The following is a 24,748-nucleotide window of genomic DNA, read 5'->3' as shown; positions in this document are numbered from 1 at the left end:
GCCCCCGGGTGGTCCCCGCCCGCCGTCCGCACGGACGGCGGGCCCGGGCACCCTGAGCGCGCGGGCCTGCCCCACCGGGTGGACCTCCCGGGCGGGCCGCGCGGCCTGCGCCGGTTCACCGGTGCCCGCCCGCCCCGCCCGGAGACCTGCGAGCTGTGCGGGGTCGCGGTCGCCGAAGGCGCGCACCGGCACGTCGTGGAGACCGAGAAGCGCTCGCTGGTCTGCGCCTGCACCGCGTGCGCCCTGCTGTTCGACCGGCCCGGCGTGGCCACCGGCCGGTTCCGCGCCGTCCCCAACCGGTACCTCGCCGACCCCGCCCACCCGCTCGACGCCGGCGCCTGGGAACGGCTCCAGATCCCGGTGGGCGTCGCCTTCTTCTTCCGCAACGCCGCCCTCGACCGCCTCGTCGCGCTCTACCCGAGCCCGGCCGGCGCCACCGAGAGCGAACTGGACCCCGAGACCTGGCAGGCCGTACTCGGCGCCGGACGCCTCGCAGCCCTCCTCGAACCCGACGTGGAGGCCCTGCTGCTGCGCCGCGAACAGGACCGGACCGACTGCTACCTGGTACCGATCGACATCTGCTACGAACTCGTCGGCCGCATGCGCCTGTTGTGGACCGGATTCGACGGCGGGGCCGAGGCGAGAGCCGCGCTCGCGGCCTTCTTCGCCGAGGTCGGGCGACGCGCCAGGATCCCGGCGGAGGCACCCGCGCCATGACGGACTTCGAGTTCACCTGCACCGGCGTCCGCGCCGACCCGTACGCCGCCGGGCCCACCCTGGTGTTCCGGCTGCGCGTCACGGCCGGCGGGACCCCGGAACCCGCCCGGGTCCACGCCCTGGCCCTGCGCTGCCAGCTGCGCATCGAACCGGCCCGGCGCGGCTACGGACCGGCCGAGGCGGCCGGACTGGCCGACCTGTTCGGCGAACGCTCCCGCTGGGGCACCACCCTGCAACCCGTGCAGTTCGCACAAGTCGCCCTGATGGTGCCCAGTTTCACCGGGGAGACCGAGGTCGACGTGGTCGTGCCGTGCACCTACGACATGGACATCGCGGCGAGCCGCTACTTCAGCGCCCTTCAGGACGGGGAGGCGCCGCTGCTGATGCTGTTCTCCGGCACGGCCTTCACCGGGGCCGGCGGATTCCACGTCGAACCCGTGCCCTGGGACCGCGAGGCCCCGTACCGGATGCCGGTGGCGGTCTGGCGCGAGATGGTCGAGCAGCACTTCCCGGGCTGCGGCTGGCTGCGGCTGCCCCGCGACCTCATGGACGAGCTGCTCGCCTTCCGGTCGCGGCACGCGCTCGCCTCCTGGGAGGCGACCGTACGGACCCTCCTGGACGCGGCGGCCGGACCCCGGCCGGAACCCGCGCCCTCCTTCCGGCTGGGCGCCGTCCTGCCGCGCGTCACGGAGAGGACGGCGCCGTGACGACGGCCACCGCACTGGAATCCCGGTTCGCCCACGCCCGGCAGGTGGCCGACGCGGTCCTCTTCGAGGGGTACGTGCTGTACCCCTACCGGGCCTCCGCGGCCAAGAACCGGCTGCGCTGGCAGTTCGGGGTGCTCGTGCCGCCCGCATGGGGCCGGGTACAGGACGAACACGCCTTCCAGCAGACCGAGATCCTGATGGAACCCAAGGGTGAAGCCACCCTCTGCGCGGAGCTGCGCTTCCTGCACGCCAGACGGCGCACCGTCCAACGCTCGCTTCCCGACGGCTCCTTCGAAGAGGTGGCCGAACTGCACCTCGACGACCGGGTACTGGTGCCCTGGGACGAAGGGATCGAGGAGCGCGTCGAACTGGGCGTGAAACTTGTGGAGTTGACGGGCGACGGGGCGGTGATCCCCTTCGAGCGTCCTGCCCGGGAGGAAGTCGAGCCGGTCACCGGCGCCGACGGGGGAATCGTCGGCCGCCTCGTACTGCGTACCGAACCCGTCGAGGGCCGCGTACGGCTGCGTGCCGTCGAACTCGACGGACCCTACCGGGTGTTGAAGCTCACCGCCGTGGTGGAGAACACGAGCCCCTGGACCCCGGCCGCCGACGGCGGCGACCGGGAGGCGGCGCTGCCGCGCTCGCTCGTCGCCGCCCACCTCCTGCTCGGCCTGAGCGGCGGATCCTTCCTGTCGATGACCGACCCGCCGGAGTGGGCCAAGGGCGCCGTCGCCTCCTGCGTCAACCGGCACACCTGGCCGGTCCTCGCGGGCGAGCCGGGCCGGGCGGACGTCGTACTCTCCTCGCCGATCATCCTGGAGGACCATCCGGCCATCGCACCCGAGAGCATCGGAGCGATGTACGACTCCACCGAGATCGACGAGATCCTCGCCCTGCGCACCGCGGCCCTGACCGACCAGGAGAAACGCGAAGCGCGCGGCACGGACCCGAGGGCCGCCGCGGTGATCGACCTGGCGGAGTCGATGCCCCCCGAGGTGCTGGAACGGCTGCACGGAGCCGTACGCGCCCTGCGCGAGATCACCGGCCCGGACGGAACGGACGAGCCGGAGAACCCGCGGGAGCTCTTGGAACTCTTCGACGAGCAGGCCGTGTTCAGACCCGAGACCCCCTGGTGGGATCCGGCGCACACCGACACCTCGGATCCCGCGCGCGACCGGGTCCTCGTCGACGGCGTGCCGGTGGGCGTCGGCAGCCGCGTGCTCCTGCGGCCCGGCCTGAGGCGCACCGATGCCCAGGACCTCTTCCTCCAGGGCCGCGCGGCCCTGGTGGAGGCCGTGCTGCACGACGTGGACGGGGGCATCCACCTCGCCGTCACCGTGGAGGGAGATCCCGGGGCGGACATCCGCCGGGAGCAGGGCCGGTTCCTCTACTTCCAACCCGACGAACTCAGCCCCCTGGAGGACGCGTGAGCGGCTCCCGCATCCTCGTCGCGGGCATCGGCAACGTCTTCCTCGGCGACGACGGCTTCGGGGTGGAGGCGCTGCGGCAGCTGTCGGCGTACGAACTCCCGGACCACGCCGAAGCCGTGGACTTCGGCGTCCGCGGGGTGCACCTCGCCTACCAGCTCCTCGACGGGTACGACACGCTCGTCCTGGTGGACGCCACCGCCCGCGGCGGCGCCCCCGGAACGCTCTACCTCATCGAGCCGAACGAGCCGAACGAGCTGAACGAGCCGAACGGGTGGGACGGGCGGGACGGCCCGGACGCGCCCGACGGGTCCGGCCGCATCGCTCCGGCGGCGCCCGTGCTCGACGGCCACCAGATGTCCCCGGACGCGGTCCTGGCCCTGCTGCACTCCCTGTGCGAGGGAACGGGCACCACGCCGCCGCGGCGGATCCTCGTGGTGGGGTGCGAGCCCGCCTCCCTCGAAGAGGGCATCGGGCTGAGCGAGCCGGTGGCCGCCGCGGTGCCGGAGGCGGTACGGATGATCCTGGATCTCCTGCGGAACGGGCATGCCGAGCCTGCCGGACATGCCGATGACACCGGTCGCGACACCGTGGCGGCGCCGGTCGCCGAGTTGAGGAGGACCCCGTGAAGAAGGCCGTCATCGGCGGTGCGGCGGCAGCCGCGCTCATCGCCGTACTGAAGCAGATCATCCCCGACGTCAAGCGCTACCTGCGCATGCGCCGCATGTGAGGGAGTCGGCCCGCCGACGCCCGAACGGCGTACGAGCGGGGCCGCGCGTCGGCGTGCCCGACCGTACCGTCCGGGTCCAACCGGTGTAATGGGCCCGGCAGGACGGAGTCCGATGCACGAAATGTCGATCGCCATGGCCGTCGTGGGCCAGGTGGAGGAAGCGGCCGAGGCCGCCGGGGCGAGCGGTGTGAGCCTGGTGCGCCTCCAGGTGGGCGAGTTGGCCGGGGTGGTTCCCGACGCACTGGCCTTCTGCTTCGAACTGGCCTGCGCCGGAACGGTCCTCGAAGGAGCCGAACTCACCACCGAGCCGGTCACGGCCCGCGCGCACTGCACCTCCTGTGCCCAGGAGTGGGCGGTCGGCATGCCGCCCTCGCTGTGCTGCCCCGGGTGCGGGAGCGCGGCACACGTCGAACTGCTCTCGGGCCGGGAGTTGCAGATCCTCAGCGTGACCTGGGAGGACGGCGACGGCAACGGCAGCGGCGATGCCCAGGCCCCGGCCGAGGCCCCGTACCGGCCCGCGAACCCAACCCCGAGGAGCACCGAACCATGTGCCGAGTGGTCGACCTGAAGCAGGCGGTACTCGCCAAGAACGAGGCCGCCGCGCACGCGCTGCGCACCGAACTCACCGCCCGCGGCACGGTGACGATCAACCTGCTCTCCAGCCCGGGCAGCGGCAAGACGGCCCTGCTGGAGCGCGAGTTGCTCCTCGCCCGGGAGCGCGGCCTGTCCGTCGCCGCCCTCACGGCGGACCTGGCCACGGAGAACGACGCGGTGCGGCTGGCGCGTTCGGGCGTACCCGTCAAACAGGTGCTCACCGACGGGCTCTGCCATCTGGAGGCCGGAATGCTGGGCCGGCACCTGGACGGCTGGCTGCCCGAGTCCACGCGGCTGCTGTTCGTGGAGAACGTGGGCAACCTCGTCTGCCCGGCCTCCTACGACCTGGGGGAGTCCCTGCGGGTGGTCCTGGCCTCGGTGACCGAGGGCGAGGACAAGCCGCTGAAGTACCCGACGGCCTTCGGGCTCGCCCAGCTCGTGCTGATCACCAAGACGGACATCGCCGAGGCGGTCGAGTTCGACGAGGACGCTTTCCGCGCGCACGTCCAGCAGGTCAACCCCGGTGTGGAAGTGGCCCTGACCTCCGCTCGCACCGGCGAGGGCATCGGGATCCTGCTCGACCGTGCGAATGCTGTCGCGAACGGCGCGGCCACGCATACGCCGGTCATGGCCGGGCAGGGGGCGGGCCCCAACGGACACACCCACGGACCTGGAGCCGGGCACATCCACGACCACGCGGACGGCCAGGGGCACGGCCACGCCGACGACCACGAGCACGCGGACGGGCGCGCCCACGCTCACCCGCACGCCCATCCGGACCCCGATCCCCAGGCTCAGGCTCGCCCCATTGCGGTGCAGACGCGTTGATGGAGGCGGTCCAGCGCCGCCGGGTCACCGTCCGCGGCGTGGTGCAGGGCGTCGGCTTCCGGCCCTACGTGTACACCCGCGCGACCGGGCTCGGACTGGCCGGCCACGTCACCAACACCGCCGAGGGCGTCGTGGCCGAGGTGGAGGGAGACCCGGCGGCGGTCGCGGAGTTCTGCGACCGGCTCGCCGCCGACGCGCCCCCGCTCGCCGTCGTCGACGCCGTCCATCACCACCAGGTCCCGGCTGCGGGCGGCGCCGGATTCCGCATCATCGCCTCCCGGTCCGGCGGAGCCGTCCGTACGCTGGTCTCCCCGGACACGGCCACCTGCGCCGACTGCCTCGCCGAGCTCGCGGACCCCGCCGACCGGCGCCACCGCCACCCCTTCATCACCTGCACGCACTGCGGGCCGCGCTTCACCATCGTCACCGGGCTGCCCTACGACCGGCCCTGCACCACGATGGCCGGCTTCCCGATGTGCCCCGACTGCGCCCGTGAGTACGCCGACCCGGCCGACCGCCGGTTTCACGCGCAGCCCATCGCCTGCCCGGCCTGCGGACCCCGGCTGCGCCTGCTCGCCGGCACCCCGCCGCGCGAGACGGAAGACGCCGACCCGGTGGCCGGGGCCCGGCGGCTCCTGGGCTCCGGGGCGATCCTCGCCGTCAAGGGGATCGGTGGATACCACCTCGCCTGCGACGCCTCCCGTGCGGACGCCGTCCGGGAACTGCGCCGCCGCAAGGCCCGCGGAGACAAGCCGTTCGCCCTGATGGCCCGTGACGCGGCCGCCGTCGAGGAACTCGTCCACCTCGGGCCCGAGGAGCGGAGCCTGCTCACCGGGCGGGAGCGGCCGATCGTCCTGCTCCGCCGCCGGACAGGCCGCGCCGGTCCGGCCGCGGAGGTCGCCCCGGGCAGCCCCGACCTCGGGCTGATGCTCCCGTACAGCCCCGTGCACCACCTGCTGCTCGGCCTGCCGGGCGACCCGCCCGGACCCATGCTGCTGGTGATGACCAGCGGGAACCTCGCGGGGGAGCCCATCGTCACCGACGACGCCCAGGCCCTGGAGCGGCTGGCGGGGCTCGCCGACGCCTGGCTGACGCACGACCGCCCGATCCACGTGCCGTGCGACGACTCGGTGGTGCGCGTCTGCGACGGGGCACCCCTGACCGTCCGCCGCTCCCGGGGCTACGCCCCGCTGCCGCTCGCGCTGCCCCTGTCCGTCCCCGCGACCCTCGCGGTCGGAGGGGACCTGAAGAACGCCTTCTGCCTGGGCGAGGGGCACCGGGCCTGGCTCTCCGCGCACATCGGCGACATGGACGACCTGGCCACACAGGACGCCTTCGAGCGCGCCGAGCGGCAGCTCGAGTCCGTCACCGGGGTCAACCCGAGGTTGATCGCCGCGGATCGGCACCCCGGCTACCGCTCCGCGGGGTGGGCCGGGCGACACGCGGGCGACCGGCCACTGGTGCGCGTACAGCACCATCACGCGCACATCGCTTCCGCGATGGCCGAACACGGCCTGGACGGGAGCCGCCGCGTCATCGGCGTCGCGTTCGACGGCACCGGCTACGGGGACGACGGAGCCGTGTGGGGAGGCGAGTTCCTGCTCGCCGACTACGGCGGATACAGCCGCTTCGCGCACCTCGCCTACGTCCCGCTGCCCGGCGGCGACGCCTCCGTACGGCGGCCGTACCGGATGGCCCTGTCGCACCTGCGGGCCGCGGGCCTCGACTGGGCGCCGGACCTGCCGTGCACGGCGGCCTGCCCGCCCGATGAACTGCGGGTTCTGGGAACCCAGTTGGACCGGGACCTGAACTGCGCTCCCACGTCGAGCATGGGGCGGCTCTTCGACGCGGTGTCCTCGCTGGCCGGCATCTGCCATCACGCGGGGTACGAAGCCCAGGCGGCGATCGAGCTGGAGTCCGCGGCCCGCGCCGCCGAGGCTCCGTACGAGGACTGTGACCGGGACGGAGGCGGCGAGGGGCCGGGGTACCGGTTCGCCCTGCGCCTGCCCGCGCCCGGTGGCGGTGGTCCCGTCGTGGCCGATCCCTCGCCCGTCCTGGCCGCCGTGGTGGCCGACGTACGTACGGGTACTCCGCCGGCGCTGATCGCGGCCCGTTTCCACGGCGGTGTCGCCGCACTCGTCGCCGACCTGTGCGTCCTGGCGCGCGAGCGGTTCGGCCTGGAGTCCGTCGCGCTGACCGGCGGGGTCTTCGCCAACACCCTGCTGTCCTCGGCCTGCGCCCGGCGGCTGCGCGGACACGGGTTCACCGTACTGCGACACCAGCGCGTACCCCCGAACGACGGAGGCCTGGCACTGGGCCAGCTCATGGTCGCGGCAGCCGTCACGGCCAGTACGACCGAACACCCACAGCAAGGAGAAGCCCATGTGCCTGGCAGTACCCGGCAGGGTGATTGACATCGGGGAGCGGGAAGGGACACGCATGGCCACCGTCGACTTCGGCGGGGTGGTCAAGGAGGTCTGCCTGGAGTACCTGCCCGACCTCCAGGTCGGCGAGTACGCCATCGTCCACGTCGGCTTCGCACTCCAGCGACTGGACGAGGAGTCCGCCAAGCAGACCCTCGAACTCTTCACGGAACTCGGCATGTTGCAGGAGGAGTTCGGCGATCCCTGGGAGCAGGCGGCGCAGGCCGGCGGGGCTCCCTGGCCGTTCGCCGACGACCCGGAGGAGACCCCGGTTCCGGGGGAGGCCCCCGTCCCGGCCCCCGCGGCAGAGGCGGTTCCCGAGATCACGGCGCAGGAGGCGGCTCAGCAGTGAAGTACATCGACGAGTTCCAGGACCCCGCCCTCGCGCGCCGACTGCTGGACGACATCCATGCCACGGTGACCCGGCCCTGGGCTCTCATGGAGGTGTGCGGCGGCCAGACCCACACCATCATCCGGCACGGCATCGATCAACTCCTCCCGGACACCGTGGAGTTGATCCACGGCCCGGGCTGTCCGGTCTGCGTGACCCCGCTGGAGGTCATCGACAAGGCGCTGGAGATCGCCTCCCGCCCCGACGTCATCTTCTGCTCGTTCGGCGACATGCTGCGCGTCCCCGGCACCGGCCGGGACCTCTTCCAGGTGCGCAGCGAGGGCGGCGACGTACGGGTGGTGTACTCCCCGCTCGACGCCCTGAAGGTCGCGCAGCAGAACCCGCAGCGCCAGGTGGTGTTCTTCGGCATCGGCTTCGAAACCACGGCCCCGCCCAATGCCATGACGGTGTATCAGGCGAAGAAGCTGGGAATCCGCAACTTCAGCCTGCTGGTCTCCCACGTCCGGGTGCCCCCGGCCATCGAGGCGATCATGCAGTCGCCGAGCTGCCGGGTCCAGGCCTTCCTGGCCGCCGGGCACGTGTGCAGCGTGATGGGTACGGGGGAGTACCCGGAGCTCGCCGCGCGCCACCGCGTCCCGATCGTGGTCACCGGCTTCGAACCCCTGGACATCCTGGAGGGCGTACGCAGGGCCGTACACCAGCTGGAACGCGGCGAGCACACCGTGGACAACGCCTACGCCCGCGCGGTGCGGCCCGAGGGCAACCCGGCCGCGCTCGCCATGCTGTCCGACGTCTTCGAGGTCACCGACCGGGCCTGGCGCGGTATCGGAGTGATCCCCGACAGCGGCTGGCGGCTGTCGCCCCGCTACCGGGAGTACGACGCCGAGCACCGCTTCTCGGTGACCGGCATCAACACCTGCGAACCGGCAGAGTGCCGCAGCGGCGAGGTGCTCCAGGGCCTGCTCAAACCGCACGAGTGCGAGGCCTTCGGGACCACCTGCACCCCGCGCAACCCGCTCGGCGCCACCATGGTCTCCAGCGAGGGCGCCTGCGCCGCCTACTACCTCTACCGCCGCCTGGAGATCACGCCGGCCCGTACGGTCGTCCCCGCCGAGCGGGCCTCCACCACCGAAGCGCCCCTGGAGGCGAGCCCCGTTGTCTGACACGACCCTGGACATCACCGGCTGGACCTGCCCCGCGCCCCTGCGCGACCGGCCCCGGGTGGTGATGGGCCACGGCGGCGGAGGGGCGCTCTCCGCCGAACTGGTCGAGCACCTCTTCGCGCCCGCCTTCGGGGGCGAAGTGCTGTCCCAGCTCGGGGACTCCGCGGCCGTCACCCTGGGCGGGGTCCGGCTCGCCTTCTCCACCGACTCCTACGTGGTGCGCCCGCTGTTCTTCCCCGGCGGCAGCATCGGCGACCTCGCCGTCAACGGCACCGTCAACGACCTGGCCATGAGCGGAGCCCAAGCCGCCTACCTGTCCTGCGGGTTCATCCTGGAGGAGGGCGTGGAGATGTCCGTGGTGGCCCGGGTGGCGCAGGCCCTGGGCGACGCGGCCCGTACGGCCGGGGTCGAAGTGGCCACCGGCGACACCAAGGTCGTCGAGGCCGGCCACGGCGACGGGATCTACATCAACACCGCCGGCATCGGGATCATCCCCCAGGGCGTGGACCTGCGGCCACAACGGGTGGTCCCCGGCGACGTGGTGATCGTCAGCGGGGAGATCGGGCTCCACGGGGTGGCGATCATGAGCGTCCGCGAAGGCCTGGAGTTCGGCGTGGACATCGAGAGCGACTGCGCACCGCTCGGTGGCCTCGTCCGGGCCATGCTTGCGGTCACCCCCGACCTGCACGTCCTGCGCGACCCCACCCGGGGCGGACTGGCGGCCTCGCTCAACGAGATCGCCGCCGCGTCCGGCGTGGGCGTGGTCATCCAGGAGGGCCGGGTCCCGGTTCCCGTGCCCGTCGCCAACGCCTGCGCGATCCTCGGCCTCGATCCGCTCTACGTGGCCAACGAGGGCAAGCTCGTCGCGTTCGTACCCCGCGAACACGCCGAGGCCGTACTCGCCGCGATGCGCGCCCACCCCGCCGGCCGGCACGCGACGGTGATCGGCGAGGCGGTCGAAACCCACCCCGGCCTGGTCGTGGCGCGCACCGGACTCGGCGGCACCCGAGTGGTCGACCTGCCGATCGGGGAGCAGTTGCCGAGGATCTGCTGAGTACCTCCTCGGTTGATCGACGAGCACCGTCTGGCAGCATGAGGCGATGGAACGCATACGACAGACCGTCGCCTCCGGGTCGCCGCTGGAACCGGAGATCGGCTTCTCCAGGGCCGTCCGAGCGGGCAACCACGTAGCGATCGCCGGAACGGCGCCCATCGGGGAGGACGGCTCCACGGTGGGACCGGGCGACGTCTATGCGCAGACGGTGCGGTGTCTGGACATCGCCGAGCGGGCGCTGGAGGAGGCCGGGGCATCGGCGGGAGACGTCATCCGCACGCGCATCATGCTCACCGACGTGACCCGGTGGAAGGAAGCCGCGAGAGCCCACGGCGAACGGTTCGCATCCGTCCGGCCCGCATTGACGGTCGTCGAGGTCTCCCGCTTCATCGACCCCGCCTGGCTGGTCGAAGTGGAGATCGACGCCGTCATCGGCTGAACCGTCGCACCGGTACCCGGCTCAGGCACCGGTCGTCCTCGGCGTACGGGTTTGGCCGCGGCCGAGGAGTTCGGCCAGTCCCCGCCGGGTGGCGGCGACGACCACACGGTCCTGGGGCCGCAGGACGTAGCCGGGGTGCAGGTCCCAGACCAGAGCGGGAGGCCGGCCGGTGTCCGTCGTCAGTGCGGTGGCCAGGTCGGGGCGCCGGGTCCCGGGGGACGAGGTGTCCAGGGCGATCACCCGCCAGGCACCGGGGCGGAAGGACTCCGAGATCGTGCGGGACTCCAGCGCAGGCTGCCCCGCCACGTCGACGGTGGCGAAGAGCAGCACCCTGCGCTCCACCGGGATCGCACCGAGCACCCTGCGCCCCATCATCGCCCCGGCGAAGGCCGGCGCCGCCAGGTGGGTGACGCTGCGGCTGCGGGTGTGCGCTCCGGGATGGGCCGCGCGCAGGGTCCGGTAGACGGCGGTCGCGAAGTCGTCGTCGTAGAGCCGCATGACGACCCGTACGTCCGGGCGCACCGAGCGGGCGTACAGCGCGGCCTCCAGGTTGGTGGTGTCGGAGCTGGTCAGGGCGAGCAGCGCGTCGGCACGGTGGATGCGGGCCGCCTCCAGCACCCCCTCGTCGGTGACGTCGCCGATGACCACGGGCACGTGGAGGGAACGGGCCAGCGCCACGCCCCGGGCGGTCGGGTCCGACTCCACGCACACCACGGGGATCCCCAACTCCCGCAGCCGCGCCAGCACCCGGGCCCCGATCTTGCCCAGGCCCAGCAGCACGACATGGCCGGACAGGCCGCGCGGTGGCCGCCGTAGCGCCGTGGCGGTGCGGAACGCCCCCAGGGCCTCCAGGGCCGCGGCCACCAGGACGGGCAGCAGGAGCAGGCCGACGAAGCCCGCCAGGATCTGCAGGACCTGCTGCTCGGGCGGCTGGTCGAGAGCCGGGTCGTTGATCGCGAAGATGTCGAGCAGGGTGAGGTACACGGCGCGCAGCGGGGTCTCGCCGGTGATCAGCGAGGAAGCCACCGCCAGGGCGGCCACGGCCGCGGTGATCCCGGCCAGGGACCAGCGGAGCCGACGCGAGAACAGCGAGGCCAGCGGCAGCGACACCTGGTCGAGCCGACGCCCGGCCGACGGCGGCGCCGCGTGCGCGACCGCCTCCAGGGCCACGATCCCGCGCCCGACCGCCGCGGCCACCGCCCGGTCGTCCGGGAGCAGTTGAGGGCCCCGGTCCCCGGACTCCGCCCCCGGAGGGCCGCCGTTCGTGGCCGACAGCAGCGCCAGGGTGCACAGCCCGGCGTCGGCCACCTCGCCCCGGCCCGGCGGGGTGCGCTCCACCGCGCGCAGCAGCAGACCGTCCGCCTGGACCACCTTGCTGGTGCCCGCGACGGCCGAGGCGGCGAGCGCCGGAGCCGCCGTATCGGCATCGGAGAGCACCGTCGTCGAGGAGTCCAGCTCCCGCAGATCGATCCCGGGCTCGGCGACGAGCGCAGCCTGGTCGAGCAACTCCTCCAGGTGCTGGCCGAGTTTGCGGTTGTAGAGCCGGATCACCAGCCGGAGCCGCGGATTGAGCCGACGGGCCACCAACGCGGCGCGGACGTTGGTCTCGTCGTCCTCGTAGACCAGCGCCAGCGCCGCCGCCCCGGCGACCCCGGCGGCCGACAGCGCCGCCTCGTCGGGAACCGCGGCATGCAGCAACCGCATTCCCCGTACGGCGTTTTCGCCACCGGCGGCGGCACGGCCCCGCGCGGCGGGCAACCGCCCCAGCAGACCGCGCACCGGGCCCGGCTGCGGCTGGGCCGCCCCGGGCGCCACGAGCGTCACCCGCTCCTCGTACACGTCCCGGAGCTCGGCGGCCAGCCGGTGGGCGAGCCCGTCGTCGCCACAGACGACCATCCGGCCCGCTTCGACGTCGTGTTGGGGATTCTGAAGTATCGAGGACACCGCCACAGGATGCCCTGCCCGGGCCGGCCGACCAGATCACGGGGTAGGTTCCCGGCATGGCTGAAGACTGGCGGGGGGCCGGCGTTCCTGTCCGGCATGGAGCAGCTCGGAGAAGCCGTCGAGCCGGCATCCCGTCACCTGGGCAAGGCATTTCGACGGGTGAATCCGGAAATCCTCGGCAATACCGCCGGGTTGCCGCACGCGCACGTATGGCCGCGGTTCGAGTGGGAGTCGGCCGACCCGCTGCGCGAGGCGATCGGGGAGGAGTTGGACCGTGTGCGGTTGGTCACTCCCAGGTTGCCTCCGGTCGGAGATGCGTGATCATGGCCGGAATGAACGTTCGTTTCCTCGGCATCGCCGATCTGACCGAAACCCCGTCCGTGGCCGTCGTCGTCGACGTCATGCGTGCCTTCACCGTGGCTGCCTGGGCCTTCGCCCAGGGGGCGGACAGAATCGTTCTTGCCGAGACGCTGGACGAGGCTGTGGCGCTCAAGGCCGGCCACCCGGACTGGGTGGCGCTCAAGGACGGCCCGCCCGCGCCCGGGTTCGACCTGGTCAACTCGCCGGGCCTGCTGCGCACCGCCGACCTCGCCGGACGGACCGTCGTGCAGAAGACCACGGCGGGCACGGTCGGCGCCCTCGCGGTCAAGGAGGCGTCACTGGTGCTGTGCGCAGGCTTCGTGGTGGCGGAGGCGACGGCTCGGCTCCTGCGGACATGCGGCAGCGACAGCGTCACGTTCGTGGTCACCGGCGAGGACGGTCAGGCCGAGGAAGATCTGGCGTGCGCCCAGTACATCGCCCAGAGGGCTGCCGGGACCGCGACGGATGGTTCCCCGGCCGCGACGGAAGCCGCCGGGTTCCTCCGCCGCGCTGCCGATTCGCGCGCCGCCGCCGAGCTGGCGCAGGGCGTACGCGAAGGGGCCCACCCCGACGACGTCGCGCTCTGTCTCGAGCTCGACCGGTTCCCCTTCGCCATGGTGGCGACCTTGGAAGACTCCCTCATGGTCCTGCGTCCGTACGCCGTGCCTCCACGGACGGAAGACGCCCTGCTCTGATCGAACCCGTCGTCCGGACACGACTCCCGATTGCCGTCCGATTGCCCTCCGCTTGCTCCGAGCAGGGGGACGGCGACGCCCTTCGGTCCGCCCTCGTAGGGGTCTTGAAGGGCTGTACGGCCGTGTTCGACTGCACCAGACTCGCGGTCACGCCCACTTCACCTTCCCCGACTCCTCCGAGGTGCCCATGCTTCCGCCGACGCTGCCTTCCGCCTGGAATCCGGAACTCGTTCCGGACGGTCTCGCCGTCCGAAGAGCCGGGGACCTGTGCGAAGAGCTCGACGGTTTCGCCCACACCGCGACCCGGCTGCTCCTGGGCAGCGACGGGCTGACGACGCCCCTGCTGGAGGCCTGGGTCGGCTCCGCGGTCTCCGTCCGCCGGATGAGCCACCGGCTGGTCGTTGCCGGCGATGCCCCCGCCCGAGCAGTGGGCCTGCTGGAGGCCGCGGCCGACGAGATGCTGCTGGAGCGGCGCTCCGTACTGGCGTCATCGGAGGGCGTGGACCTCTCCCGCAACGTGGTGGTGGCCCGGTCCGGGGTCTCCGAGGCCGTCGAGGCGTGCCTCACCGACGGTTCGGCGACGATAGGCCGGATGCTCCAGGCGGCCGGGACCGGCCACCGGCGCACGATCGTCGAGGTCGGACTGGGCACCTGGGGAGGGGAACCCGCGGCGTACAAGACCTACCTCCTGTTCCACGGCGAGCAGCCGTTCGCCACCATCACCGAGCTGTTCAACCCCGAGGTCGTCCCCGCCTCGCTGCGCGCCCCCCTGGCCCTGGCGGGCCGGCTGTGACCGCGCCCCGACGCCACGTTCAGGTGGCCATCGTCGGCGCGGGGCCCGCCGGGCTCGTCCTGGCCAATGTGCTCCACCGGGCCGGAGTCTCGGTCGAGGTCCGTGAACGTTCCAGCCGGGCCCGGACGGAGCAGCAGGCCCGCGCGGGCCTGATCGAGCACCGGGTGGTCGAGTACCTGCGCGACCACGGGCTCGCCGATCGGCTGCTGGCCGAGGGCGGCCGGCACGACTGGTGCGAGTTCACGTGCCTCGGGGACCGGATCCACCTCCCCTACGGGGACCTGTCCGGCGGGGCCGGGCACTGGGTGTATCCGCAGCAGTTCCTGGTCCGCGACCTGATCGCCTCGCTGGAAGAGGCGGGTGGCGTCGTGAGGTTCGACTGTCCGGTCCTCGAAGTCGACACCTCGGGCCCCCGCCCGCTCCTCCGCTGCCAGGACGAGGTCCTGGAGGCCGACCACGTCGTGGGCTGCGACGGCCCGCGCAGCACGGTCGCGCAGTCGTTCCCCGCGGACCTGGACGGAGCCGTCGAGCGGCGGTACCCGTACGACTGGTTGACCGTACTCGCCGAGGTGGACCGACCGGTGGAAGGCATCCGGTACGCCCTCCACGAGGAGGGGTTCGCCGGGATGATGCCGCGCACAGCCACGCTGGCACGCTTCTACCTCCAGGTGCCGCCGGACGCCGATCTCTCGGAGTGGCCCGAGTCCCGCATCCGCGAGCAGCTCTCGCTGCGCCTGGGACTGCGGCCGGAGGCGGGGGACCCCCTGCTGGGCGGGCTGACCGAGGTCGGCATGCTCCGGCTGCGGGGCCGGGTCCGGCACCACGTGCACGCCGGCCGACTGCTGCTGGCCGGAGACGCGGCGCATGTCCTGACACCCGCAGGAGCCAAGGGGCTCAACCTGGCGGTCGCCGACGTCGCCGACCTCGCCGACAGCCTGGTGCGCTACCACCGCGACGGCGACGAGGACACCCTGGCCGGGTACGGAGGCCGGCGCCAGCAGGACGCCTGGGCGACGCAGGAGTTCTCCGACCGGCTGCTGGAGCTGCTGCACCTTCCGCAGGGTGACGCGGAGCAGTCCGCCTTCGGCCTCCGGCTGCGCCGCGAACGCCTCGCACGGCTCTCCGCCCCGGGCCCGGAGGGCGAGATCTTCGCCCGCACCTACGGTGGCGCGGGCCGACTGCACCCTGCTGCGGCGCCCGTGGCCTAGCGAAGCCAATGGACTACGGAGTCAAACCGTCCACGAGTTCCGTCAGAGCCGCCGCCAGGGCAGGGAGGCCGGGGCCCGCGGGGCCGCCCGGTTCGGACATGTACGTGTCCCGGCGGATCTCGATCATCAGTGCGCCGACCCGGTCGTCCTCGCCGTAGTACCTCAGCGGTACGTACGTGCCGGCGAAAGGGCTGTCGAGCCCGGTGCCGCCGAAGCCCGCGAAGGCCTTCTGCGCCGCGGCGAGGAGCGGCGCCGGGGTGTGGAAGGCGTCCGTGCCCAGGCAGATCGGCGGCCGACCGCCCTCGCCGTGCAGTTCGTAGGGGAGGTGCACGGTCGGGTACGAGTGCACATCGATGATCACGGCTCGTCCGACCGCCTCCAAGCGGTCCTGGACGGCCCGGGTCATCGCGTCCGCGTACGGGTGGAAGTAGCGGTCGATCAGGGGCTGTTGCTCGAAGCCGTCCGGACGCAGGCGCTGCCTGTGGGTGGTGTGCGTGTACACCGCGCCCATCCCCACGGCCAGCATCTCCTCCCGGTCGTCGGGGAAGCGCTCGGGGTCGACGACGAGACGGGACAGCCCATTGACGAACTGCCACGGTGTGACGGAGGCCCCGGCCGAGGCGGCCGCCGCGATCTCGGCCGTGCAGGAGTCGGTGATGTGGTCGAGCTCCTGCTCGAGCGCCTGCCCGTCCAGCAGGATGCCGGCGCGGACCGCCTCCGGGACGACGCGCGAGGAGTGCGGAACGTGCAGGATCACCGGCGACGCACCGGATCCGGGAAGCAGCCGGAAGGGCTCGGGCGAGTGGTTCATGTGTGATTCCTCGGTGAACGGGCCGCGCCCGAAGGCGCGCGCCCGGCAGGGTGTGACGGGCGGCCCCATCCTCCCGTGCAACCACCCTGCCAGGCCCGGGAATTGCTCTGTCGGCCGGTAGGGGTGCGGCCCGTCGGTGGCGAAATCCGGCCAGTGCGGACGTGCCGCTCTGGCGCCCGGTTCGGCGCCGGGTTTCACTGCGGGCCCATGAGACGACACAGGATCATGGGCGCGCTCGGCGCGCTGACCCTCGCGGCGGCCACCCTCGCCGCCGCGGGCCCGGCAGCGGCGGCCGAACCCGGCGGCACGCTCGCGACGGCCGCCCCCTTACAAGCAGCCTCCGCCCAGGCCGCCCCCGCACCGGCGGCGCCCGGCTCGGAGCCGCCGCCCGCGGAGTTCGGAACGGACTGGCACGACCCCCTCACCCCCGCCCCGTCCGTGGCGCACCCCGCGACCCGGTCCTGCCAGGTGACCCTGGCCGAGGTCCAGTTCCGCGATTTCACCCCCTACCGGGGCAGCTACACGCCGCCCACCGGATGCGGAACGGCCGACTGGGCGAAGGTGGTGCTCCGCCTCGACGGCAAGGTCAAGGGCCGCCAGTTCGACCGGCTCGGCCACCTCTCCGTCGGCGGGGTGGAGATCTTCCACACCTCCACCCCCGAGCCCTCGCCGGATGGCATCGCCTGGTCCGTGGAGAAGGACGTCACCCATTACCGGGACACCTTCAGCCGGCCGCAGCCCGTCGAGATGCTCATCGGCAACGTCGTCAACGACACCTACACCGGAGTCATCGACGTCAAGGTCACCCTGACCTTCTACGCGGCCGAGGGCTCCTCCGGCCCCGGCCACGGCCGCGCCGACACCGGCCGCCCGGGCGCGGGCTCCGTACCGGACCGCGTCCTGCCGCTCACCACACCGGCCGTCACCCTCCCGCGCAACACCGAGCGGCTGCTCGCCGAGGTCTACGCCACGGGCTCCGGCGGCGGCTGCGAGGAGTTCTGGTACATGACCACCCCCGACCCGGCCCCGTACTCCTGCAAGGCGGCCGACGGCCCCTACCGCGAGGTCCGGATCTCCGTCGACGGCCGGCTCGCGGGCATCGCCGCACCCTTCCCGACCGTCTGGACCGGCGGCTGGTCCAACCCCTTCCTCTGGTACGTCACCCCCGGGCCCCGGGCCTTCGACGTCCAGCCCGTCCGCTACGACCTCACCCCGTACGCCGCCCTCCTCAACGACGGCCGCCAGCACCGCATCGAGGTCTCCGTCGCCGGAGTGCCGGCCGGGCAGAGCGGCTGGAGCGCGCCCGCCAACCTGCTGCTCTGGCAGGACGCGGCCCGCGAGGTCGTCACCGGCGCACTCACCCGCGAGGAGCAGAGCGATCCGGCCAACTCCTCGCACTGGACGCCCGCCGCACCCGGCTCCGAGCACCGCCTGGACACCGAGGGCGGCCACCGGCTGACCGTCGCCGGATACCTGAACACCTCGCACGGCCGGGTGGCCACGACCGTCACGCGCACCGTGCACAACACCTCCGTCCACCGCTGGACCGAGGGGGAGGACCGCGACGGGCTGAGCGCCACCTGGACCGACGAGGAGAGCGTGACGCGCGGAGCGACCACCACCCGGACCAACCGCACATACACCATGGAGGGCGAGACCACCCTCGGTGCGGGCGACCGGCTCCGTACGGTCATCTCGCTCGGCGACCGCGCCGACGCCGTCACCCTGCGCGGCGGGCGGGAGACCGACCGGTCCCGGATCGACGACCAGTACACGGGCGACGCGAGCTACACGGCGAACGTCCCGCGCGACCAGCGCCACGCGGTCGCCACCACCTCCGCCCGCTACCGGATGTACGGGACCGGGGCGCCGGGCGGATGCTACGACCGCACGGTGAACACCGCTCAGGGCACCCTCACGCAGGACCGCCGACTCTGCTGACCCCGGCGGGGCAGGGCGACCTGCCCCGCCCCCGCGGGGAGGCGGGGGCGCAGACGGGGATCGAGAGGGGGGAGCGGCGGGACGACCTTGTTCTTGAATGACCATTCATGTATTTTCGAGTCATGCCCCGCCCCCGCGAATTCGAGCCCGAAGCAGTGCTGGACCAGGCCATGCTGCGCTTCTGGTGGCAGGGCTACAAGGCCACGTCGATCGAAGATCTCGTGAGGGCGACCGGGGTGAAGCCCGGCAGTCTCTACAGCGCCTTCCCCGGCGGCAAGCGCACGCTGTTCCTGAAGTCGCTGGAGCGGTATTCCGCGCTGGTCGTGCCGCAGAAGCTGGGCGAGCTGGCGGCGCCCGGCGCCTCCCTGGCCGAGCTGCGCGGCTACTTCGACGGACTGGTGGGCGACCTGCTCAGTCCGGAGGGCCGGCAGGGGTGCCTGCTGGTGAACACCGCCATCGAGAACGCGGCCGAGGACGACGAGGCCGCCGCCGTCGTGCGCGGCCATCTGGCCCGCTTGGAGCAGTGCATGGCCACCGCCCTGCGCAACGCCCGGGACGCCGGTGAGGTGCGCGCCTCGGTGGATCCGGGCGGCAGCGCCAAGCTGATGGTCGCGACCTGCCAGGGGCTGATGGTCGTGGGGAAGGCCAATCCTGACGGGACGGTACTGCGCGCCATCGTGGACAACGCCTTCGCCGTCCTCGTCTGAAGACTCCCGTCAGGGGCCACCGCATGCGGTGGCTCTTTTTTCGGACCCGATAGTTGAATACCCATTCAAGAATGGACCCGATGCAATGAAGGCCATCGTCATCTCCTCCTACGGAGCTCCCGAGGTACTGCACGTCACCGACCTGCCCGACCCCGTGCCCGCACCCGGAGAGGTGCTGATCCGGGTCAAGGCGTTCGGCCTCAACCACGCCGAGGCCTACATGCGCGCGGGCGCCTGGGGAGAGGTCGCGGCCGTCCCGGGGATCGAGTGCGCCGGACTGGTCGAGGCCGACCCCTCGGGCCGGCTCGCCCCCGGAACCCGCGTCGTGGCGATCCTCGGCGGCATGGGCCGTACCCGCAACGGCAGTTATGCCGAGCTGGTCACGGCACCGGCGACCAACGTGGCCGCCGTGGACTCCTCACTGGGATGGGCCGAGCTGGCGGCCGTTCCCGAGGTCTACGCGACCGCGTGGTACGGGCTGTTCGGCAACCTCGGCCTGCGCCCCGGCGAGCGGGTCCTGGTGCGCGGAGCGACCTCCGCCCTCGGCCAGGCCGCCGTCAACCTCGCCGTCGACCACGGCGCCAACGTGCTCGCGACCACCCGCAACCCGGCGCACGCGCCCCTCCTGAAGGAACTCGGCGCCGAGGACGTCCTCATCGACGACGGCAACCTGGCCGCCCAGGTCAACGGGGGCGACCGCATCGTCGACGCGGTCTTCGACCTCGTCGGCAACAACGCCCTGCGCGACTCCCTGGCCACGGTCCGCCTCCGCGGCCGGGTCTGCCAGCTCGGCTTCCTCGGCGGCTTCGAGCCGGTGAGCGAGTTCAACCCGCTCACCGACCTCCCCACGGGCGTGCAACTCAGCTTCTTCGGGAGCGCCTTCGTCCTGGGCAGCCCCGAATTCCCTCTGACTGCCGTCCCCTTGGACGCGATCTACGCCAAGGTCGCATCGGGAGCCTTGCCGGCGGGGCCGACCCGGATCTTCCGGTTCGACGAGATCGTCGAAGCCCACCGGGTCCTGGAAGCGGGTGGGGCGCTGGGCAAGATGGCCGTCCGCGTCGACTGAGACACCCCGACCACGCCCCGCCCTCCCCACCCGGGCTCGCCCGCCTGCCGTGCACGGCGAGCCCCGGGGAGTCGGCGCTACCCGAGGGCTTCGAAGGAGGCGACGAGGTCGGCGGGGGAGGGCAGTGCGCCGATGTCGGCCTGGGTGGTGGCGGCGGCCTTGCGCAGGTCGTCGTCGGTGAGGAGGCGGCTGAGCAGGGCGGCGTCCACGCTCTCGTCGCTCGCGCGCAGGGCGAAGCCCAGGCCCGTCGCGGCGTCGACGTTGATGAAGTGGTCGGCGCCCTGGGGGAGGATCAGCTGGGGGACGCCCCGGGCGGCGGCGGTGAGCATGGTGCCGGAGCCGCCGTGGTGGACGACTGCGTCGGCGGTGTCCAGGAGCTGGGCGAGCGGCACCCAGGGCAGGGCGCGGACATTGGAGGGGAGGGTGCCGAGCGGGCTCAGGTCGGTGTCGCCGACGGCGAGGAGGAAGTCGGCGTCGACGGAGGCGGCCTCGGAGACCAACCGGGCGACCGGGTTGACGCCCGCGTACGCGGTCACCACCGTCCCGAGGGTGACGGCGATCCGCGGTCGGGAGCCGCGGGCCAGGAGGTCACTGGGCACCGTTCCGCCGCCGTTGTACGGCACGTAGCGGACCCGCCATCCGGTCCCGTCGCCGCCGAGCGAGGCGGGTACGACGTCCAGGACGGTACGGGTGGCCGGGCCCTGGAGGTCGCGGGCCCGGTACTCGTCGTCCAAGAGGCCGGCGAGCCTGCCGACCATGCCGAGACCGGACATGACGCCGAAGTTGTGCACCACGGCGGGTATGCCGAGTGCCGCGGAGACCAGGGGTGCGGCGGCCTGGAAGGCGGCGTGGACGATGAGGTCCGGCCGCCAGGCGGTGGCGAGGGCGAGCAGGTCCTCGATGGTGACCCGGCCGTGCTCCGCGAAGCCGCTCGCGGCCAGCCGCTCCATGTCCTCCGGGCTGCTGCCGTCGTTGACGAACTGCGGGTCGGTGCCGTGCGAGGCGCGCCGGAAGGCCTCCATCAGCGTCGAGCCGTCGCCGATCTCGGCGGTGGGCAGACCGGTCTGCCGGAGCTGGTCGAGCGGGGCCGAACCGGCGAACAGCACGTGGTGCCCGGCAGCCTGAAGCGCCTGGGCGGTCGGCACCATCGGGAACAGGTGGCCCGCCGAAGCGGGGCCGGTGAACAGGATGCGCACGGAGTTACTCCTCGGGTGGAGCCCTTTGATTCCCCTGACAGACCGTGGAACGCGTCGGCTGCCGCGTCAGTTTCCGTAGAGGCGGGCGAATTCCGGACGATCTCGACGGCTGGCCGAATCCAAAGGGGCCCCCGATGCCTGTGCCACCTGTCCGAGAACGTCCGGGATCGTCCTAAAAGTTGCTCGACCCGCGTGGGAACATCCGGGACAACGGGACCGCCGTGACCCAGTGGGACTGCTACGGAGGTGCGACCCGGCTCTGGCACGGGTAACACCTGCGCGGCGCCGCATCCGAAAGAGCCGGCCCGGATCCTCATTTGGCGGACAGGAGCTCCCGGAAGACCCGTGCGGAGCGCGGGTTCTTGGTGCACTGCCACACGCCGTGCGGGCAGTAGTCGGTGATGCTGTGGTAGAGCGGCTTGTGCTCGGCGATCCATACCAGCATGCGCCGCATGTAATCGGGGTTGTCGCCGTTGCGGAACAGCCCCCATTCGGGGTACGAGATCAGCTTGTGGTGCGCCTTCGCGAAGTCGACCTGGTGCTGTAGTCCGTAGGGCTGGGTGACCTGCTCGCGGAAGGTAGAGCCCGGCGGCTGGTCGTAGCTGTCCATGCCGATGATGTCGACCACGTCGTCGCCGGGGTAGCACCGGGTCCAGGCGATCGCGTCACCGCCGCGGTTGGGTGCGAAGTCGAAGCGGAACCGCTGCCCCTCCACCGAACGCATGGCGGCCACGATGCGCCGCCAGTACCTCTGCCAGTTCTCGGGGTCGGGCCGGCACCGGTGCGTGTAGTTGAAGCCGTTCATCTCCCAGCCGAGCACGATCACCGTGTCGGGCACCCCGAGGGCGACCAGGCGCTCGGCCAGCCGCCGGAAGTGGTGGTCGTACTCACCCTCTGCGCCGGAGCCGATCAGCTCGGCCACCCGGCCGTCCGGGACGCCGGCCTCGTTGTGCTCCAGCATCGGCACGTTCAGGACGAACAGCCGGTCCGCCTTCGCCTTGCGCCACCGCGCCCAGCTGCGCAGTGAATCCGGTGCGCCCTCGATGTTCGACCAGGTGTCGCCGGGCAGGTAGGTGTGTCCGGCGCGCAGCTCGGTACCCCCGAGCCAGCGCGAGAGCTCGCGCATCCTCTCGACGCCGGGCGAGCCGTAGTGGAGGTAGGCGCCCACGGCCACCTCGGTCCGTGCGCTGCGGTCGGAATCCTCTTGCGGCGGCGTGGCGAGGGCGCCCCCGGTGACGAGCAGGCCGACGGCGACCGTACTCGCGCAGGCACCCGCCAGCCAGCGGGCCCGACGGGACATGGTGCCTCCACAGGGGTCGCGGTGTCAGCGGTCGGGAGAGCCGGGCCGCCGACGGAGTTCGAGCAGGGCCAGCGCGATCTTCACGGCGGTCGAGATCGTCAGGGCCTGCAGAAACGGCATGCCCATGAGCCACAGGGCCACCATCATGACCGTGAGCACCAAGAACGGCGGCAGCAGATTGGTTCGCCCGATCGCAGCCCTCAGGCGCCCGGCCCTGCTCCGGTGCGGAGGCACCGTACCGATCGGGCGTGCGATGACGCCTTCGTCCTCGGCTTGCTCCATTGGCCGCTGCCCTCTCCTCGTGTTCCCCCACGGAACGAGTCTTGGGTGCGCCCGGGCGGACTGCCACTGCTGTCACCCTTCCCCGCCGCCATCCGGGGGAGAGGTTCGGGCCGGACGCTGAACCCGCCTTTGGTCCAGACCTATTGACCGCCCCTGCCGGCCCTCCTACGATCCGGTCCGGCACAGCCCCACATGTCCCCACCTCACCCAGCGCCGGGCGCCGCACCCCCACGCGTCGGTCATGTCCATGACGCTCGGCCGGAAGGAAGCGCAGCATGTTCCGTCGAAGGTCGCGCACTCCACGTCTCCCGGGAGACATCCGCCCTGCTCCGCCCACCGGCCGTGCCCAGCACGGACCGACCGTCCTGAGCCGCTCCCTGGCCGTGGTGAGCGCCGCAGCCGTCGTCGGCGCAGGCCTCGCGGCGGCGGGCGCCGTCTCGGCCGGGGCCGTCACCGCCGGGGCCGTCGCCACCAACCTGGTGGCCAACTCCGGTTTCGAGAACGGACTCTCCGACTGGACCTGCTCCAGCGGCTCCGCCGTGGCCGTCAGCAGCCCGGTCCGTTCCGGTGCCTCCGCGCTCAAGGCCACACCGGCCGGCCAGGACAACGCCCAGTGCACCCAGACCATCAGCGTGCAGCCGAACTCCCAGTACACCCTGAGCGCCTACGTCCAGGGCAGCTACGTCTACCTGGGCGCCACCGGCACCGGCATCACCGGCACCCCGTCCACCTGGACGCCGAACAGCCCGTCGTACGGGCAGCTCAGCGTCGGCTTCAGCACCGGGCCGAACACCACCTCGGTGACCGTCTACCTGCACGGCTGGTACGGCCAGCCGGCCTACTACGCGGATGACGTGGCGCTCACCGGCCCCGGCGGCAGCAGCCCCACGCCGACGACCGCCCCGCCGACGACCGCTCCGCCCACCACCGCTCCGCCGACGACCGCCCCGCCCACCACTGCCCCGCCGACCACCGCTCCGCCCACCACCACGCCGCCGCAGGGCGACACCTGCCCCACGAAGCCCAGGCCGTCGGGCAAGGTCCTGCAGGGGTACTGGGAGAACTGGGACGGCGCCTCGAACGGGGTCCATCCCGGCATGGGCTGGGTCCCGATCACGGACAGCCGGATCGCCGCGCACGGCTACAACGTCATCAACGCGGCCTTCCCGGTGATCCTCTCGGACGGCACCGTCCAGTGGCAGGACGGCATGGACGCCAACGTCAAGGTCGCCACCCCCGCCGAAATGTGCCAGGCCAAGGCGGCCGGGGCGACGATCCTGATGTCGATAGGCGGAGCCGCCGCCGGCATCGACCTGGGCTCCAGCACCGTCGCCGACCGGTTCGTGGCGACCGTCGTCCCGATCCTCAAGAAGTACAACTTCGACGGAATCGACATAGACATCGAGACCGGCCTGTCCGGCAGCGGCAACATCAACACGCTGTCCGCCTCCCAGGCCAACCTGGTGCGCATCATCGACGGCGTGCTGGCCCAGATGCCCGCCGGCTTCGGCCTGACGATGGCCCCCGAAACCGCGTACGTCACCGGCGGAAGCGTCACCTACGGGTCGATCTGGGGCGCCTACCTGCCCATCATCAAGAAGTACGCCGACAACGGCCGGCTGTGGTGGCTGAACATGCAGTACTACAACGGCAGCATGTACGGCTGCTCGGGCGACTCCTACCAGGCCGGTACCGTGCAGGGCTTCACCGCGCAGACCACCTGCCTGAACAACGGCCTGACCATCCAGGGCACCACCATCAAGGTGCCCTACGACAAGCAGGTGCCCGGCCTGCCGGCCCAGCCCGGTGCGGGCGGCGGCTACATGGCGCCGAGCCTGGTCGGCCAGTCGTGGAACGCCTTCGGCGGCTCGCTGAAGGGGCTCATGACGTGGTCGGTCAACTGGGACGGCTCGAAGAGCTGGACCTTCGGCGACAACGTCAAGTCCCTGCAGGGCCGTTGATCAGAAGCCCCAGGTCGTCGCCGACCTGGGGCTTCGTTCACCCTGAACGG

At 72.4% G+C, this 24,748-nt stretch carries 23 protein-coding genes and 2 pseudogenes; 20 read left to right on the top strand and 5 right to left on the bottom strand.

The genetic code is table 11. The features are described from left to right. Positions 1–78: 78 nt before the first annotated feature. The 12 genes and pseudogenes from OG490_RS01410 (at position 79) to OG490_RS01360 (ending at position 10,434) form a co-directional block, all read left to right on the top strand. Positions 79–717: a DUF5947 family protein gene (locus tag OG490_RS01410; RefSeq protein WP_330300733.1), complete on the top strand. Its 639-nt coding sequence runs from the start codon at positions 79–81 to the stop codon at positions 715–717. Then, complete coding sequence (locus tag OG490_RS01405; RefSeq protein ID WP_330294419.1) at positions 714–1,424, top strand: DUF6084 family protein; 711 nt, start codon at positions 714–716, stop codon at positions 1,422–1,424. The genes OG490_RS01410 and OG490_RS01405 overlap by 4 nt, the downstream gene beginning before the upstream one ends. Beyond that, on the top strand, positions 1,421–2,854 hold the full coding sequence (locus OG490_RS01400) for a hypothetical protein (protein ID WP_330294418.1): 1,434 nt from the start codon (positions 1,421–1,423) through the stop codon (positions 2,852–2,854). Before OG490_RS01405 ends, OG490_RS01400 begins: the two co-directional genes overlap by 4 nt. Next, a complete protein-coding gene (locus OG490_RS01395; RefSeq protein ID WP_330294417.1) occupies positions 2,851–3,480 on the top strand; it encodes a hydrogenase maturation protease in 630 nt (209 codons plus the stop codon). The genes OG490_RS01400 and OG490_RS01395 overlap by 4 nt, the downstream gene beginning before the upstream one ends. Continuing rightward, positions 3,477–3,581 (top strand): DUF6893 family small protein, encoded by a 105-nt coding sequence (locus OG490_RS39070; protein WP_443065732.1) that lies wholly within the window; start codon positions 3,477–3,479, stop codon positions 3,579–3,581. The genes OG490_RS01395 and OG490_RS39070 overlap by 4 nt, the downstream gene beginning before the upstream one ends. 112 nt (positions 3,582–3,693) lie before the next feature. Beyond that, complete coding sequence (locus OG490_RS01390; RefSeq protein WP_330294416.1) at positions 3,694–4,149, top strand: hydrogenase maturation nickel metallochaperone HypA/HybF; 456 nt, start codon at positions 3,694–3,696, stop codon at positions 4,147–4,149. Next, positions 4,128–5,003, top strand: coding sequence for a hydrogenase nickel incorporation protein HypB (gene hypB, locus OG490_RS01385; protein ID WP_330294415.1), 876 nt, complete (start codon positions 4,128–4,130; stop codon positions 5,001–5,003). Before OG490_RS01390 ends, hypB begins: the two co-directional genes overlap by 22 nt. Beyond that, a complete protein-coding gene (gene hypF / locus OG490_RS01380; RefSeq protein WP_330294414.1) occupies positions 5,003–7,417 on the top strand; it encodes a carbamoyltransferase HypF in 2,415 nt (804 codons plus the stop codon). The genes hypB and hypF overlap by 1 nt, the downstream gene beginning before the upstream one ends. Then, positions 7,386–7,658: pseudogene (locus OG490_RS01375) on the top strand (HypC/HybG/HupF family hydrogenase formation chaperone); the annotation flags it as partial. The gene hypF and the pseudogene OG490_RS01375, both read left to right, overlap by 32 nt. Before the next feature lie 116 nt (positions 7,659–7,774). Further along, complete coding sequence (hypD, locus tag OG490_RS01370; protein WP_330294412.1) at positions 7,775–8,941, top strand: hydrogenase formation protein HypD; 1,167 nt, start codon at positions 7,775–7,777, stop codon at positions 8,939–8,941. Next, entirely contained in the window at positions 8,934–9,995 is a 1,062-nt protein-coding gene (gene hypE, locus OG490_RS01365) for a hydrogenase expression/formation protein HypE (protein WP_330294411.1), read from the top strand. Before hypD ends, hypE begins: the two co-directional genes overlap by 8 nt. A gap of 46 nt (positions 9,996–10,041) precedes the next feature. After that, the gene (locus tag OG490_RS01360) at positions 10,042–10,434 is read left to right on the top strand and encodes a RidA family protein (RefSeq protein ID WP_330294410.1); all 393 of its coding nucleotides are present in this window, start codon (positions 10,042–10,044) and stop codon (positions 10,432–10,434) included. Between the two features lie 21 nt (positions 10,435–10,455). On the opposite strand, the gene OG490_RS01355 is transcribed toward OG490_RS01360, so the two are convergent. Next, complete coding sequence (locus tag OG490_RS01355; protein WP_330300732.1) at positions 10,456–12,330, bottom strand: potassium channel family protein; 1,875 nt, start codon at positions 12,328–12,330, stop codon at positions 10,456–10,458. Positions 12,331–12,459: 129 nt separating this feature from the next. Between OG490_RS01355 and OG490_RS01350 the strand changes: the two are divergent. From OG490_RS01350 to OG490_RS01335, 4 genes and pseudogenes are all read left to right on the top strand, one after another. Next, positions 12,460–12,699 (top strand): annotated as a pseudogene (locus tag OG490_RS01350) (diadenosine tetraphosphate hydrolase); the annotation flags it as partial. Between the two features lie 11 nt (positions 12,700–12,710). Continuing rightward, positions 12,711–13,433, top strand: a complete 723-nt coding sequence (locus tag OG490_RS01345) for a 2-phosphosulfolactate phosphatase (RefSeq protein ID WP_330294409.1) — start codon at positions 12,711–12,713, stop codon at positions 13,431–13,433. A 187-nt stretch (positions 13,434–13,620) separates the two neighbouring features. Continuing rightward, entirely contained in the window at positions 13,621–14,226 is a 606-nt protein-coding gene (locus tag OG490_RS01340; RefSeq protein WP_330294408.1) for a chorismate pyruvate-lyase family protein, read from the top strand. Continuing rightward, positions 14,223–15,434 (top strand): FAD-dependent monooxygenase, encoded by a 1,212-nt coding sequence (locus OG490_RS01335; protein ID WP_330294407.1) that lies wholly within the window; start codon positions 14,223–14,225, stop codon positions 15,432–15,434. The genes OG490_RS01340 and OG490_RS01335 overlap by 4 nt, the downstream gene beginning before the upstream one ends. A 13-nt stretch (positions 15,435–15,447) precedes the next feature. Here the strand turns inward: OG490_RS01335 and OG490_RS01330 are convergent, their stop codons facing one another. Continuing rightward, a complete protein-coding gene (locus OG490_RS01330) occupies positions 15,448–16,245 on the bottom strand; it encodes an N-formylglutamate amidohydrolase (protein WP_330294406.1) in 798 nt (265 codons plus the stop codon). Positions 16,246–16,452: 207 nt separating this feature from the next. Between OG490_RS01330 and OG490_RS01325 the strand changes: the two genes are divergently transcribed. The 3 genes from OG490_RS01325 (at position 16,453) to OG490_RS01315 (ending at position 19,959) form a co-directional block, all read left to right on the top strand. After that, positions 16,453–18,186: a peptide-N4-asparagine amidase gene (locus tag OG490_RS01325; protein ID WP_330294405.1), complete on the top strand. Its 1,734-nt coding sequence runs from the start codon at positions 16,453–16,455 to the stop codon at positions 18,184–18,186. A 122-nt stretch (positions 18,187–18,308) separates the two neighbouring features. After that, positions 18,309–18,893: a TetR/AcrR family transcriptional regulator gene (locus tag OG490_RS01320; protein ID WP_330294404.1), complete on the top strand. Its 585-nt coding sequence runs from the start codon at positions 18,309–18,311 to the stop codon at positions 18,891–18,893. A gap of 85 nt (positions 18,894–18,978) precedes the next feature. Beyond that, a complete protein-coding gene (locus tag OG490_RS01315) occupies positions 18,979–19,959 on the top strand; it encodes a zinc-binding dehydrogenase (RefSeq protein WP_330294403.1) in 981 nt (326 codons plus the stop codon). Positions 19,960–20,036: 77 nt separating this feature from the next. Here the strand turns inward: OG490_RS01315 and OG490_RS01310 are convergent, their stop codons facing one another. The 3 genes from OG490_RS01310 to OG490_RS01300 form a co-directional block, all read right to left on the bottom strand. Then, a complete protein-coding gene (locus OG490_RS01310; RefSeq protein ID WP_330294402.1) occupies positions 20,037–21,155 on the bottom strand; it encodes a glycosyltransferase in 1,119 nt (372 codons plus the stop codon). Between the two features lie 313 nt (positions 21,156–21,468). Then, complete coding sequence (locus OG490_RS01305) at positions 21,469–22,455, bottom strand: glycoside hydrolase family 26 protein (protein WP_443065731.1); 987 nt, start codon at positions 22,453–22,455, stop codon at positions 21,469–21,471. Between the two features lie 24 nt (positions 22,456–22,479). Next, positions 22,480–22,737 carry a hypothetical protein gene (locus OG490_RS01300; protein WP_330294401.1) on the bottom strand — a complete coding sequence of 86 codons (258 nt, stop codon included), beginning with the start codon at positions 22,735–22,737 and terminating at the stop codon, positions 22,480–22,482. A gap of 275 nt (positions 22,738–23,012) precedes the next feature. On the opposite strand from OG490_RS01300, the gene OG490_RS01290 reads away from it, so the two are divergent. Further along, a complete protein-coding gene (locus tag OG490_RS01290) occupies positions 23,013–24,698 on the top strand; it encodes a carbohydrate binding domain-containing protein (RefSeq protein ID WP_443065730.1) in 1,686 nt (561 codons plus the stop codon). Positions 24,699–24,748: the final 50 nt, after the last annotated feature.

This window comes from Streptomyces sp. NBC_00503, from assembly GCF_036346895.1.
In the GTDB taxonomy this organism is placed as follows: domain Bacteria; phylum Actinomycetota; class Actinomycetes; order Streptomycetales; family Streptomycetaceae; genus Streptomyces.
Note: the sequence above shows the minus strand (reverse complement) of the source record. Positions and strands in the feature narration are given on the sequence as shown.